10 protein-coding genes, 1 tRNA gene and 1 pseudogene are annotated in these 12,970 nt (G+C 57.7%); 10 read left to right on the forward strand and 2 right to left on the reverse strand.

All coding sequences use genetic code 11. The features are described 5' to 3' along the window. Nucleotides 1-41: 41 nt before the first annotated feature. The 4 genes from C4N23_RS10680 (at nt 42) to C4N23_RS10695 (ending at nt 3,725) form a co-directional block, all read left to right on the forward strand. Nucleotides 42-998 (forward strand): carbohydrate ABC transporter permease, encoded by a 957-nt coding sequence (locus C4N23_RS10680; RefSeq protein WP_112145953.1) that lies wholly within the window; start codon nt 42-44, stop codon nt 996-998. Next, on the forward strand, nt 998-1,864 hold the full coding sequence (locus C4N23_RS10685; protein WP_055190228.1) for a carbohydrate ABC transporter permease: 867 nt from the start codon (nt 998-1,000) through the stop codon (nt 1,862-1,864). The genes C4N23_RS10680 and C4N23_RS10685 overlap by 1 nt, the downstream gene beginning before the upstream one ends. A 287-nt stretch (nt 1,865-2,151) precedes the next feature. Further along, nucleotides 2,152-3,537: an alanine/glycine:cation symporter family protein gene (locus C4N23_RS10690; RefSeq protein WP_112145955.1), complete on the forward strand. Its 1,386-nt coding sequence runs from the start codon at nt 2,152-2,154 to the stop codon at nt 3,535-3,537. Between the two features lie 102 nt (nt 3,538-3,639). Next, nucleotides 3,640-3,725: transfer RNA gene (locus C4N23_RS10695), tRNA-Tyr, on the forward strand. 333 nt (nt 3,726-4,058) lie between these two features. Here C4N23_RS10695 and C4N23_RS10700 read toward each other — a convergent pair. Then, nucleotides 4,059-4,736, reverse strand: coding sequence for a hypothetical protein (locus C4N23_RS10700; protein ID WP_112145957.1), 678 nt, complete (start codon nt 4,734-4,736; stop codon nt 4,059-4,061). A gap of 464 nt (nt 4,737-5,200) precedes the next feature. On the opposite strand from C4N23_RS10700, the gene C4N23_RS10705 reads away from it, so the two are divergent. Both C4N23_RS10705 and C4N23_RS10710 read left to right on the forward strand, forming a co-directional pair. Next, a complete protein-coding gene (locus C4N23_RS10705) occupies nt 5,201-6,445 on the forward strand; it encodes a glycerate kinase type-2 family protein (RefSeq protein WP_112145959.1) in 1,245 nt (414 codons plus the stop codon). 134 nt (nt 6,446-6,579) lie between these two features. After that, nucleotides 6,580-8,070 (forward strand): C69 family dipeptidase, encoded by a 1,491-nt coding sequence (locus tag C4N23_RS10710; RefSeq protein WP_112145961.1) that lies wholly within the window; start codon nt 6,580-6,582, stop codon nt 8,068-8,070. Nucleotides 8,071-8,131: 61 nt separating this feature from the next. Here C4N23_RS10710 and C4N23_RS10715 read toward each other — a convergent pair whose 3' ends face one another. After that, nucleotides 8,132-9,016, reverse strand: a complete 885-nt coding sequence (locus tag C4N23_RS10715) for a LysR family transcriptional regulator (RefSeq protein ID WP_112145963.1) — start codon at nt 9,014-9,016, stop codon at nt 8,132-8,134. 156 nt (nt 9,017-9,172) lie between these two features. On the opposite strand from C4N23_RS10715, the pseudogene C4N23_RS14220 reads away from it, so the two are divergent. The 4 genes and pseudogenes from C4N23_RS14220 to C4N23_RS10735 form a co-directional block, all read left to right on the forward strand. Then, nucleotides 9,173-9,352: pseudogene (locus C4N23_RS14220) on the forward strand (argininosuccinate synthase domain-containing protein); the annotation flags it as partial. Nucleotides 9,353-9,445: 93 nt separating this feature from the next. Continuing rightward, entirely contained in the window at nt 9,446-10,747 is a 1,302-nt protein-coding gene (locus tag C4N23_RS10725; RefSeq protein WP_112145965.1) for an adenylosuccinate synthase, read from the forward strand. Further along, the gene (gene pyrB, locus C4N23_RS10730) at nt 10,738-11,688 is read left to right on the forward strand and encodes an aspartate carbamoyltransferase (protein WP_112145967.1); all 951 of its coding nucleotides are present in this window, start codon (nt 10,738-10,740) and stop codon (nt 11,686-11,688) included. The genes C4N23_RS10725 and pyrB overlap by 10 nt, the downstream gene beginning before the upstream one ends. A gap of 402 nt (nt 11,689-12,090) precedes the next feature. Beyond that, complete coding sequence (locus tag C4N23_RS10735) at nt 12,091-12,915, forward strand: Rpn family recombination-promoting nuclease/putative transposase (protein WP_112145969.1); 825 nt, start codon at nt 12,091-12,093, stop codon at nt 12,913-12,915. Nucleotides 12,916-12,970 lie beyond the last annotated feature (55 nt).

The following is a 12,970-nucleotide window of genomic DNA, read 5'->3' on the forward strand; positions in this document are numbered from 1 at the left end:
CCGCCCCTTTTTTTCCTGAAAAACCGTCAGGAGGCAGTCACATGGGAGAAAAAACGAATAAGAAAGGGTCGATCAGCTACGCGAAATGGGGCTACATCTTCATTGCGCCGTTCTTCATCATCTTCGCGGTATTTCAGCTGATCCCTCTGGCATCCACCATTTATTACAGCTTCTTTGAGTATTACCGCAGCGGCCTGAAGGTCATCGGACCCAGTTTCGTGGGCTTGAAGAATTACATGACCCTCTTTGCAACAGACCTGCCGAAGTATTTCGGCAACACCCTGCTGCTCTGGATCATCGGGTTCATCCCGCAGATCGCAGTCTCCCTGCTGCTGGCGGCGTGGTTCACCGACCTTCGCCTGAAGCTGAAGGGCCAGACCTTCTTCAAGACGGTCATCTACATGCCCAACCTGATCATGGCCTCGGCCTTCGCCATGCTGTTTTTTGCCCTCTTCTCTGACAACGGCCCCGTCAATGCGGTGCTGGTCGGCATGGGCATCCTGAAGCAGCCGTTCAGCTTCCTGAACACCGTCTGGGGCAACCGCGGGCTGATCGGCCTGATGAACTTCCTGATGTGGTTCGGCAACACCACCATCATGCTGATGGCCGCCATCATGGGCGTGGATCCCACCCTGTATGAGGCCGCCGAGCTGGACGGCTGCACCCCGAACCAGATGTTCTGGAAGATCACCATCCCCCTCATCCGCCCCATCCTCGTCTACGTCATGATCACCTCGATGATCGGCGGCTTGCAGATGTTCGATGTGCCGCAGATCCTGACCAACGGCAAGGGCGGCCCGGACCGTACCTCCACCACCATGATCATGTACCTGAACAACCATCTGTTCAGTAAGAACTACGGCATGGCCGGTGCCGTTTCCGTGGTGCTGTTCCTCGTCTGCGCGGTGCTGTGCGTCATCGTTTACATGAGCCTGACCAAGGAAGACGACGGCCGCAGTAAAGCGGAGCGCAAGGCTTTGAAGGGAGGAAAGAAGTAATGGCAAACACTGCTAAGACAAAGTCGGAAAAAGCCACACTGGCTGCCCGCCGTACTGGCTGCTATATCGCACTGGTCCTCATCAGCTTTCTGTGCCTGTTCTTCTTCTACGTGCTGATCGTCAATTCCACCCGCACCCACTTCGAGATCCAGAAAGGCTTCTCGCTGCTTCCGGGCAAATCTCTGATGACCAACCTGAAAAACGTGCTGAACGACGCGAACATCCCGGTGCTGACCGGTGTGCGCAACAGCCTCATCGTCTCGGCCTGCTCGGCGGCCCTCAGCGTGTATTTCTCGGCCCTGACGGCTTACGGCATCTACGCCTATAACTTCCGGTTCAAGAAAGCCGCTTTCGCCATCATCCTGCTCATCATGACGATGCCCACGCAGGTCTCCGCACTGGGTTTCCTGCAGCTCATCACCAAGATGGGCCTGAAGAACTCCTTCCTGCCCCTCATCATCCCCAGCATCGCAGCACCGGCGGTCTTCTTCTTCATGAAGCAGTACCTCGACGCAAGCCTGCCGATGGAGATCGTGGAAGCGGCCCGCATCGACGGTGCCGGTGAGTTCTACACCTTCAACAAGATCGTGCTCCCCATCATGAAGCCGGCGCTGGCCGTTCAAGCCATCTTCGCCTTCGTGTCCAGCTGGAACAACTACTTCATCCCCGCTCTGGTTCTGGACTCCGCCGACAAAAAGACCCTGCCCATCCTGATCGCACAGCTGCGCAGCGCGGACTTCCTGAAGTTCGATATGGGCAAAGTTTACATGATGGTCGCCATCGCGATCCTGCCCGTCATCATCGTCTACCTGCTGCTCTCGAAGTTCATCGTCCGCGGCGTGGCGCTGGGTGGTGTGAAAGGCTAAAATTTCGACCGCGGCCAGTGGCCGAAACAGGGAGAAATTTTTGGCGCAGCGGTCTGCAAGACGCGAGGCCCGCTCAAGGGCCGAAGCGGATGCAGGGCACCGCAAGAGGGCGCTGCTTCCGTTTCCCGACTGGGAAACCAAACGAGCTTTTTCTACGCAATCACCCATTCTCCTTCCATATATCAAGCAAACAGCCCGGCGGCAAGCCGGGCTGTTTGCTTTTTCTGATTTACAAACCTGAACCGCTGTATTATAATGAAGTAAAAAATCATAGGAGGAATCCGAATTTGGTTCATCTGATCGAAGTGGTCTACCGTTTTCTCTGGGGCGATTGGTTCGTGCTGCCCATCGCGGGCGGCGTGGGGATCTCGCTGATGGTGGTGCTGCTGCTCACGGCGGGGGTGTTCTTCACCCTGCGCACCCGGCTGCTGCCGGTCCGCCTGTTCCGGGATATGATCTCCGCCGTCTGCGAGAAAAACCAGAATAGGGAAAGCCTCTCGTCCTTCCAGACCCTCGTGGTCTCCACGGCCACCCGCGTGGGTATGGGCAATCTGGTGGGCGTCGTGGCGGCGGTTTCGGCGGGCGGTGCCGGAGCAGTCTTCTGGATGTGGGTCACGGCCCTGCTGGGGGCCTCCACCTCCTTTGTAGAGTCCACCTTGGCCCAGAAGTATCGGCAGCCTGACCCGCTGTATGGCGGCCAGCGCGGTGGTCCGGCCTATTATATCCACGTCCTCGCCGAGCGCAAGCGGGGGAAAAAGCTGCGCCACTCGGTGGTGGCCGTGCTGTTCGCGCTGGCGGGCCTCATCTGCTGGTGCGGCATCAGTCAGGTCATCTCGAATTCGGTCAGCTCCGCCTTCCAAAATGCGTTCCAGATCCCGTCCATCGTTACCACCGTCGCGCTGGTGGCGCTGGCGGCGGTCATCGTCCTGCGCAAGAATGCTACCGTCAAAAGTCTGGACGTCATCGTGCCGATCATGGCGGTCTGCTATTTTGTTATGACCCTCTTCGTCATCGCGGCCAACATCACCCATGTCCCGGCGGTGCTGGGCCGGATCTTCTCCGAAGCCTTCGGTCTGCGGCAAGCGGCTGCGGGCGGCTTCGGTGCCGTGCTGATGAACGGCATCAAGCGCGGCCTCTTCTCCAACGAAGCGGGCAGCGGTTCGGCCCCCTGCGCGGCGGCAGCCGCCTCCTGCGATGACCCGGTCAAGATGGGGCTGGTGCAGGCGCTGGGCGTCCTCATCGACACCATCGTGATCTGCAGCTGTACGGCCTTCGTCATGCTTCTCGCCCCGGCATCCGTCACGGCGGGCCTGACCGGCATGGATCTGCTCCAAGCGGCGGTGCAGTACCACTTGGGCAGTTTCGGCGTCATCTTCATCGCGGTCACGCTGGCGCTGTTCAGCTTTTCCACCTTCCTCGGCATCCTGTTCTATGCCCGTTCCAATGTGGCCTACCTCTTCGGCGACCGCTGGCTCTGGCAGACGCTGTACAAGCTGCTGGCGCTGGTCATGCTGCTGATCGGCGGCATGGAAGCCTACACGGTGGTATGGGACCTCGGCGATGTCGGGATCGGCCTGATGACCATCTTCAACCTCATCGCGCTCTACCCGCTTTCCGGCGAGGCCATCGCCGCCCTGCACGACTATGAGCGCCGCAAGCACCTTGAACGCTGAGTCTTGAAAAACAAGCTGAAAAAATACGAAAAAACAGTTGACAAATCCGCCTCACTCTGCTAAAATAAACAAGTCGTCCGGCAGCGGACGTGAACAGAATCTGGGCGTGTTCCCGAGTGGCCAATGGGGACAGACTGTAAATCTGCTGCTTTTCAGCTTCGGTGGTTCGAATCCACCCGCGCCCACCAAAAAAGCTCAACGCATGAATGTGCGCTGAGCTTTTTCTTTTATGCTCTTTTTGAACGTGCCTTGCGGGTGGATTCGAACAGCTGCGGCGCTGTCGCAGAAGACAGCGTAAAAACAGCCCAGTGGGCTGTTTTTAGCAGCGCGGCTTGCGTAATCCACCCGCGCCCACCAAAAAAGCTCAACGCATGAACGTGCGCTGAGCTTTTTGTTTTATAGTACGTTTGCCACGGGTTTGCATTATGCGGTAGTGCCTTGACTTTTTCGCGCCGACTTTTTGACCCCCTTAAAATACATAGTCATCAACCAGATAATGACAAGCAACAAGAGTCCCCTTGTTACCCTCTCAGTGCCCGCGCGCGGACTTCCGGCGACGCTGCGACAAGTAGATCGTAGAGATTGACCATATCGGTGACGGCCTGTCGGTCGTCGGCAGTCCATGTGTAATCGTACTGCGCACCGGATGCACCGGAATATCTTGTGATGATGGTTTTGGCACTGAGCATCTCACGCAGCCAATCGATTTCGCTGGGCTCCATCTCAAAATTGGAGAGGGCCCACCAAAGTTTTTTGTCTGTATCATAGGCGTAATCTGTATAATCCGGGTCGCACTCGTAAGTGTACAGATTATCTCCAGCGCGGACATAGACTGTGTTCAGGTCGATGCAGGAAGAGCCGTTGTAGGAAAAGTCCTCGTCGAAATACACGTCCTTGCATCCGTCGAAGATGTAGATCCACGGAGAAAGGCAGCAGGTCTTGTTTTTCTCGGCCTTGTCATAGATCGGGCTGTCAAACTCCCAGCTCCGCTGTACCTCGTCATACTTGACGTTCACCTTCGCAATGGCGGCTTTCAATGCCTGAACTTGGGCTTCTTCGTCGTCATTCATTTCTTCGATCTGCGCAAGCGAGGTGCACCCGGCGGGGCTGATCGCCAGCGCGGGCATAGCCGCACCGGCCAGAGTTGCCATCATGCACAAACTTGCAACCACAATTTTGCCACATTTTACAAGTTTCATTTTGATTTCCTCTTTTCTCTTGCTTTTTCTTGAATGCGGTTGTGATACAGAACCATTAAATACAAACTTAAAGGGGTATTACAGATGACGGTTGAAGAAGCCATGGCTTTTTTCCCGCATTAGATTTCCACAAGTCTATTATAGTCCGTTTCCGCTCGCATGACAATGTTTTATTAGCCGTTTTGGGAAACATTTTACACAAGCGAGGTGGAAAACGTTGCAGACAAGTTTCAGCGTCCAGTCAGGCGCTGGGCCAAGCGAAGGAAAGACACTGTTTAGCCAAAAGGCTTTACAGCTTTTTTTACTTTAACGTTAACCGCGCAAAATGAAACAGATGACGGCATCGCGGAGGTGCTGGAAAGGGTTCGGTTTGACCGGGAGACGAATCTATGCTAGGATAGGGCCAGACGAGAAAAGGCCGTGCCGCACGAAGAAGGTACGAACTTGAAAAGGAGGTTCCTTTCATGAACTCGACTCTGCGAGAGGATGCGGATGCCATCATCCGCGCCAGCCTGAACGCTGTTCTGCCGGACGAAGCGGTGCGGCGGGCGCTGGAAGCCTTCCGGCCCGGCAAAGGCCGGGTGCTGCTGGTGGCGGCGGGCAAGGCCGCGTGGCAGATGGCACACACAGCGGTGGAGGTGCTGGGCCGGGTGGACGGCGGCGTGGTCGTGACGAAATACCACCACGGAAAAGGCGAGATCCCCGGCGTGGCGTGCTATGAAGCGGGCCACCCGGTGCCGGACGAAAACGGCTTTGCGGCCACGGAACAGGCACTGGAATTGGTGCGGGGCCTGACGGCGGAGGACACCGTGCTGTTCCTGCTGTCGGGCGGTGGCAGCGCGCTGTTCGAAAAGCCGCTGATTCCGGGGGATGAGTTACAGGATGTTACATCCCAGCTTCTCGCCAGCGGGGCAGACATCGTGGAGATGAACACCCTCCGCAAGCGGCTGTCCGGCGTCAAGGGCGGGCGGTTCGCGCAGCGCTGTGCCCCTGCGCAGGTGTTCGAAATCGTGCTCAGTGATGTTCTGGGTGACCCGCTGGACATGATCGCCAGCGGCCCGGCGGCGCCGGACTCTTCCACCTGCGCACAGGCCCTTGCCATTGCGGAAAAGTACCGGCTGAACCTGTCGGAACAGGCAAAGGCTTTACTGGCGCAGGAGACGCCCAAGGCGCTGGACAACGTGACTACAAAGATCACCGGCAGCGTGCGCCAACTCTGCGCGGCGGCGGCCGAAGCTTGCCGGGCGCGGGGCTATGAACCCGTTCTCCTGACCGACCAGCTCTGCTGCGAAGCGCGGGAAGCGGGCAGCTTCCTCGGCTCCATTGCCCGCGCCCACGCAGGGCAGGGCCGGAAGCTTGCGTTCATCGCGGGCGGGGAAACGGTCGTGCACCTGACCGGCAAAGGCCTCGGCGGACGCAATCAGGAGCTGGCGCTGGCCGCAGCCCCGGCTCTGGCGGGCCGGAACGCGGCGGTCTTCTCGGTGGGCAGCGACGGCACCGACGGCCCCACCGATGCCGCTGGCGGCTATGTGGACGGTGAAACCCTTGCCGCGCTGGTCGCAGCGGGCTGGAACGTCTACGATACCCTGCAAAATAACGACGCCTACCACGCCCTGCAAGCCATGGACGGCCTGATCCTCACCGGGCCCACCGGAACAAACGTCAACGATGTGGCTGTGGCGCTGGTGGAGGGAAAAGGCGCATGGTGAGAGATCACCATGCGCCTTTAGCGGTGCACCCATTCCCCTTCTCTCCCGAAAAATCTTGCCTTTTCCCTGCAAAAGGCTTACAATGGTCTCGGCAAACCGAACGGAACATGACAAGATCTCGGAGGGACAAAGCAATGGCTTGTACTACAATCTTAGTTGGCAAAAACGCATCCTACGATGGCTCCACGATGATCGCCCGGAACGACGATTCGGGGTCGGGCCATTTCACCGCAAAAAAGTTCGTGGTCGTAAAACCGGAAGAACTCCCGGCGGTCTATCAGTCGGTGATCTCCCATGTGCAGATCCCGCTGCCCGGCGCAGGTCAGGCCATGCGGATGACTGCCATGCCCAACGCCGTGGCGGGCAAGGGCATCTGGGCGGCATCGGGCGTGAACGCGGTCAATGTCGGCATGACGGCCACCGAGACCATCACCTCCAACCCGCGCGTTCTGGGCGCGGACCCGCTCGTGGTGTACCAGCCCGCGCAGGGGGATCAGCCGGAGGTGCCCGGCGGCATCGGTGAGGAGGACATCGTCTACCTCGTGCTGCCCTATATCTGCTCGGCGCGCCAGGGCGTCGAGCGGCTGGGCAGGCTGCTGGAGACTTACGGCACCTATGAGATGAACGGCATCGCGTTTCAGGATGTCCATGAGATCTGGTGGCTGGAGACCATCGGCGGCCATCACTGGATGGCCCGCCGCGTGCCCGACGACAGCTATGTAGTCATGCCCAACCAGCTCGGCATCGACAGTTTCGACTTCGCCGATGCAGCCGGTGCACAGGAAAACTACATGTGCTCGGCTGATTTGAAGGAGTTTGTGGATAAGTACCACCTTGACCTCTCGCTGGATGGCGAGTTCAACCCGCGGGACGCCTTTGGCAGCCACGACGACTCCGACCATGTCTACAACACCCCCCGCGCATGGTTCATGCTGCGGTATCTGAACCCGAATACGTGGGCGTGGGACGGCCCGGATGCCGACTACACCCCGCGGTCGGACGATCTGCCGTGGTGCATGGTGCCGGAGCGGAAGGTCACGCCGGAAGATGTGAAGTACCTGCTCTCCTCCCACTATCAGGGCACGCCCTATGACCCCTATGCGGCTTACGGCGACCAGAAGAGCAAGGGCGCATACCGTTCCATCGGCATCAATCGCAACGACTTCATGGCCCTGATCCAGATGCGCCCGGATGTGCCGGAGGACTTCCGCGCCGTGGAGTGGATCGCCTATGCGTCCAACGCCTTCAACACCATGGTGCCCTTCTACGCCAACGTGGACACCACCCCGGCCTACCTCGCCTGTACCACCGGCGAAGTCTCCACCGACAGCTTCTATTGGGTCAGCCGGATGATCGCGGCTATGGCGGATGCCGCCTACGGCAAGTCCATCTTCCACATCGAGCGCTATGAGGAGGCCGTCCTCTCGGCCACCCGCGCCCTGCTGCATGAGTATGACGAGAAGCAGCGGTCCGCCTTTGATCCCGCTGCCCGCGCCGCCCTGCGCACGGAGGCCAACGAGGCCATCGCCAAGGCGCTGAAAGCCCGCGCCGCCGATACGCTGGATAAGGTCCTCTTCGAGCTGAGCTGCAATATGAAGAACGCCTACTCCCGCTCCGACGCATGACCCTTTTTTGAAACAGAGAACGCCCCTTCGCGGTTTTGTTCCGTGAAGGGGCGTTTTTGCGTCATTTTACCAGCATCTGCTGGAACTTCCGCGCCGCCGTGTTCAGCGGGCGGTGGTGGTCGTAGACGAGGCAGATGGAGCGGGTGGGGATGATCTCCTGCAAGTGGAGCTGGACGAGCTCGCCCCGCGCCAGCAGGTCTTTTGCCATGGGTTCCGGCACAAAGGCGAGGCCCAGCTCACTTTTCACCAGCGTCAGCATCTGGTCGGTGGTGGCGGCCTCGGTGTCGGGCCGCAGCACCGCGTCGTGGTCGAGGAAGAACTGCCGGTAAAAGCTGCGGGTCATGCTCTCATCGCTCAGGGAGATGAGAGGGTAATTGCCCAGCTCCTTTAGGGTCAGGCTTTGGCTGGCCAGTGCGGTGAAGGTCCGGCCGCCCACCAGCACCTCGTAAAAGGATTTCAGCTCCACCAGCTTCAGCCCCGGTTCCACCTCGGCCGGGGTGGAGATGATGGCGAAATCGACCTCGCCGTTCTTCACGGCCTGCAATGCTTGGGGAGTGGAGTGGTTCGAGATGCGCAGCCGGATGCCGGGGTACTCGGTGTGGAAAGCCCGCAGCTTTTCGGAAAGGTAGATGTTCAGGGCCGTCTCGGTGGCGCTGATGCTGATGGCTCCGTGTTCCAGCGTGGCGCTGGCACTCAGCTCTTCCTCGGCGTCTTGGATCTGCACCGCCGCCGACGCGATGCGGGAGTAGAGCATCTCGCCCTCCGGCGTCAGGGTCACGCCCCGGTTGGAGCGGATGAACAGCACGCAGTTCAGCTGGCTTTCCAGCCGGTTCATCGAGTGGGTGATGTTGGGCTGGTTGTTGCCCAGCACCCGCGCGGCCTTGGTAAAGTTTTGGTATTTCGCTACATAATAGAAGATTTTGTAGTATTCCCAGTCCACATACATGATGCGTCTGCCTCCTCCATGTAAAAATCACATTGCAGCTATGTGCAGGATACTTTTTACACATTCTTTCTCCGCTTGTATAATAGCAACTGCAATCGGAAATTGCAAGAGGGAATTTGAAAGTATTAAAGTTGGTTTTGAACGGAGGCAGTTACCGTGTCTGAAATCAAAAAGGTCGTGCTGGCATATTCCGGCGGTCTGGATACGTCCATCATCATTCCGTGACTGAAAGAGCATTACGACAACTGCGAGGTCATCGCCGTCTGCGGCAATGTGGGCCAGAAAGGTGAGCTGGAAGGCTTGGAGGAGCGTGCCAAGGCAAGCGGCGACTACAAGCAGAGCGATGCCACCGGTTTCATCAGCATCTACGGTCTGCCCACCAAGGTGCAGGCCATTGTAAACAACGAAAAAGAAGGGAAATAAAGAGTTATGCTTACCGCTGTTACTGGAATCAACTGGGGCGATGAGGGCAAGGGCCGCGTCATCGACCTGCTGGCCGAACATGCTGACATCGTTGCCCGCTATCAGGGCGGCAACAATGCTGGACACACCGTCGTCACCGAGAAGGGCAAGTTCATCCTGAATCTGCTGCCCTCCGGCATCCTGCACCCGGACGTGACCTGTGTGCTGGGCACCGGCATGGTGATTGACCTCGATCACCTCGCAAACGAGATGCAGGCCATCGAAGCCCGTGGTGTGGAAGTCAGCCCCAAGAATCTGAAGCTCTCCGATAAGGCCACCATTTCGATGCCGTGGCACAAGGTGCAGGATGGGCTGGAAGAAGACCGCCTTGCCCAAAAGGGCAGTGCCTTCGGCTCCACCCGCCGCGGCATCGCCTACGCCTACAGCGACAAGTACCGCAAAAAGACGCTGCGTTTGGGCGACTTGCTCCACTTGGACGAGAAGCGCACCCAGAACCGTCTGCATATGATTTTGGACTCCAAGAACATGGAGCTGGCGGGCTGCTACCATCAGGAAAAGATGTCCTACGATGCCCTGCTGAACTGGTGCAAGTTGCAGGCCGAGCACTTTACGCCGTACATCTGCGACGTCGGTGCTTTTTTGCAGCAGGCTCACGACAGCGGTAAACGGATCGTGCTGGAAGCCCAGCTGGGTGCTATGCGCGACATCGATTACGGCATCTTTCCCTTCACGTCCAGCTCCAACACGCTGGCCGCTTACGCGCCGCTGGGGGCCGGTATCCCCAACTGCAAGCTCGACCATGTGGTCGGCGTGCTGAAATCTTACTCCACCTGCGTGGGTGCAGGTCCCTTCGCCGCCGAGAACGCCATGGGCGAAGAGTGGAACGAGAAGCTGCGCAAGGCAGGCGGCGAATACGGCGCGGCCACCGGCCGTCCCCGCCGCGTCGGCCCCTTCGACTGCGTAGCCAGCCGCTATGGTTTGGCCTGTCAGGGCGCGGATAAGATTGCCCTCACCAAGCTGGATGTGCTCAGCAGCATGAAGGAGATCCCGGTCATCACCGGTTACAAGTTGGATGGAGTGAAAGTCCCCCGCTTCGACACCCTGTCCGACCTCGACCGGATGGAGCCGGTGGTCACCATGCTGCCCGGCTGGAACACCGATATCTCCGGATGCAAGAGCTGGGATGACCTCCCCAAAGAAGCAAAGGCTTATGTGGAATTCCTTGAAAAAGAACTGAACCACGAGATTCAGTTCGTCTCCACTGGTGCCGAGCGCGAGAAGTTTGTGCTGAAGGGAGAATGGCTGTGAGACACTTCATCGAGCCGAACAGCTTTTCTCTGGACGAGCAGTTGGCCCTTCTCGACCTTGCCGACCGGATGGAAGCGAATCCCGCTCCCTATGCGCACCTGTGCGACGGGCGCATCCTTGCGACGCTGTTCTATGAACCCAGCACCCGCACCCGCCTCTCCTTCGAGTCGGCCATGCTCCGCCTCGGCGGCAAGACGCTGGGCTTTGCAGGGGCCCAGCTTTCTAGCGCCAGCAAGGGCGAGACGGTGGCCGACACGGCCCGCGTCGTCAGCAACTATGCCGACGTCATCGCCATGCGCCACCCCAAAGAAGGCGCCCCGCTCCGGGCCTCTATGTATGCCCGCGTCCCCATCATCAACGCGGGCGACGGCGGCCATGCCCACCCCTCCCAGACCATGATCGATCTCATGACCATCCGCCAGCGCAAAGGGCGGCTGGATCATTTGACGATCGGCTTCTGCGGCGACCTCAAATTTGGCCGGACGGTCCACTCCCTGACCGCAGCCCTCAGCCAGTTTGAGGGGAACAAGTTCGTGTTCATCTCGCCGGAGGAGCTGCGCATTCCCCAGTACGTCAAGGACGAGACATTGACGCCTCTCCATCAAACGTACAAGGAGACCACAGACCTCGAAGCCGAGCTGCCTGCCCTTGATGTCCTCTACATGACCCGCATCCAGCAGGAGCGCTTCTTCAACGAAGAGGATTATCTGCGGCTCAAAGGCTGCTACTCCCTGAACGCAAAGCTCTTGGAGCTGGCCCCGCCGGACATGCCGGTGCTCCACCCGCTGCCCCGCATCGACGAGATCAAGCTGGACGTGGATAACGACCTCCGCGCCGCCTACTTCGATCAGGTGCACAACGGTGTCTACATCCGCATGGCCATCATTCTGGCCCTCCTCGGCATCCCCGACCCCCTGACGGGCAAAACCGTCCTGAACTGAACGATGAATGCACAAAAGCAGCAGACCCCGCGCGGGGTCTGCTGCTTTTTTAATGTCCCCATGCAGATTCGAACCTTTTTTATTCTGTGTAAACAGATGTTTATTAGCTGGAAATTAGCTGAGCTAATGAAAAGTGGCCGCTCTATTGTACAACGCTCACCTTTCATTAGCTGGAAGGCGCGTGGCTGTTCATAGGCACCAGAAGAACACCAGTTGCAAAAAGCAGCTGAAGCCTGTTTCTGGATTTATGATACCATGCCAGAAATACTGTTGCGATAGGAACATGGCCGGAATACGCGATAGAAGGATTCTGACCTATGTAGTGGGAAGTACTTCATCTTGTAAAAAGAACGGTTTTATGGTATTCTTACCTTAGACAAGGAACAGAAAGCAGGTGAACCGATGGCAGAAGTCAAAACACAAAACGACCTTGATTTTGAGCGCAAGCATGAGGAGGATCTGCGGCGTATCCGTGATTTTCGGCTCATGGATGATAACTTTATGAGCAAGGTCTTTGAAGATAAGCCGTGTGCGGAATTCCTGCTCCGGATCATCCTGAATCGGGATGATTTGAAGGTCAAAGAGGTCCATGGGCAGCATGACCTGAACAATATACAGGGCCGTTCCGTGCGGCTTGACATTCTGGCAGTGGATCATGAAAATCGTGCCTACAATGTCGAGGTGCAGCGCAGTGACAGTGGAGCAGTCGCAAAGAGGGCAAGATATAACAGCAGCCTGCTGGATGCCAATCTCACCCGAAAGGGCGATGCGTATGACGCACTGAACGAAACCTATGTAATCTTTATCACAGAGAACGATGTGCTTCGGGGCGGACTTCCTATTTACCATATCAACCGCATTATTGAGGAAATGGGGAAATCCTTCGGAGATGAAGCACATATTATCTATGTGAACTCTCAGATCAAAGATGACACCGCATTGGGAAAACTAATGCACGATTTTACCTGTACGAACCCGGATGACATGAACTATCCTGTTCTGGCACAGCGGGTGCGTTATTTCAAAGAAGATACGAAGGGAGTGGCAACGATGTGCAGAGCATTTGAAGAAGTGAGAGAAGAAAGTGCAAGGGAAGCAAAGCACGAACAGGCAATCGAAAGTGCCAAAACTATGTTGGCTGATGGATTGCCGTATGAAACGATTGCACGATATGCAAAACTTCCGATTGAAGAGGTAAAGGCACTGGATACAAAGAAACCCGCCTGATTTTATTAGCTGGAACCGAAAATCCTGCTAATGGCATTCGCTGGCTGATTTTGGT

This window comes from Faecalibacterium hattorii (assembly GCF_003287455.1).
GTDB lineage: Bacteria > Bacillota > Clostridia > Oscillospirales > Ruminococcaceae > Faecalibacterium > Faecalibacterium hattorii.

Excerpts from the sequence above, each read along its gene's own strand:
- C4N23_RS10680 (WP_112145953.1), top strand. The coding sequence starts at position 42 with ATGGGAGAAAAAACGAATAAGAAAGGGTCGATCAGCTACGCGAAATGG.
- C4N23_RS10685 (WP_055190228.1), top strand. The coding sequence starts at position 998 with ATGGCAAACACTGCTAAGACAAAGTCGGAAAAAGCCACACTGGCTGCC.
- C4N23_RS10700 (WP_112145957.1), bottom strand. The coding sequence starts at position 4,736 with ATGAAACTTGTAAAATGTGGCAAAATTGTGGTTGCAAGTTTGTGCATG.
- C4N23_RS10705 (WP_112145959.1), top strand. The coding sequence starts at position 5,201 with ATGAACTCGACTCTGCGAGAGGATGCGGATGCCATCATCCGCGCCAGC.
- C4N23_RS10710 (WP_112145961.1), top strand. The coding sequence starts at position 6,580 with ATGGCTTGTACTACAATCTTAGTTGGCAAAAACGCATCCTACGATGGC.
- C4N23_RS10715 (WP_112145963.1), bottom strand. The coding sequence starts at position 9,016 with ATGTATGTGGACTGGGAATACTACAAAATCTTCTATTATGTAGCGAAA.
- C4N23_RS10725 (WP_112145965.1), top strand. The coding sequence starts at position 9,446 with ATGCTTACCGCTGTTACTGGAATCAACTGGGGCGATGAGGGCAAGGGC.
- pyrB (WP_112145967.1), top strand. The coding sequence starts at position 10,738 with ATGGCTGTGAGACACTTCATCGAGCCGAACAGCTTTTCTCTGGACGAG.
- C4N23_RS10735 (WP_112145969.1), top strand. The coding sequence starts at position 12,091 with ATGGCAGAAGTCAAAACACAAAACGACCTTGATTTTGAGCGCAAGCAT.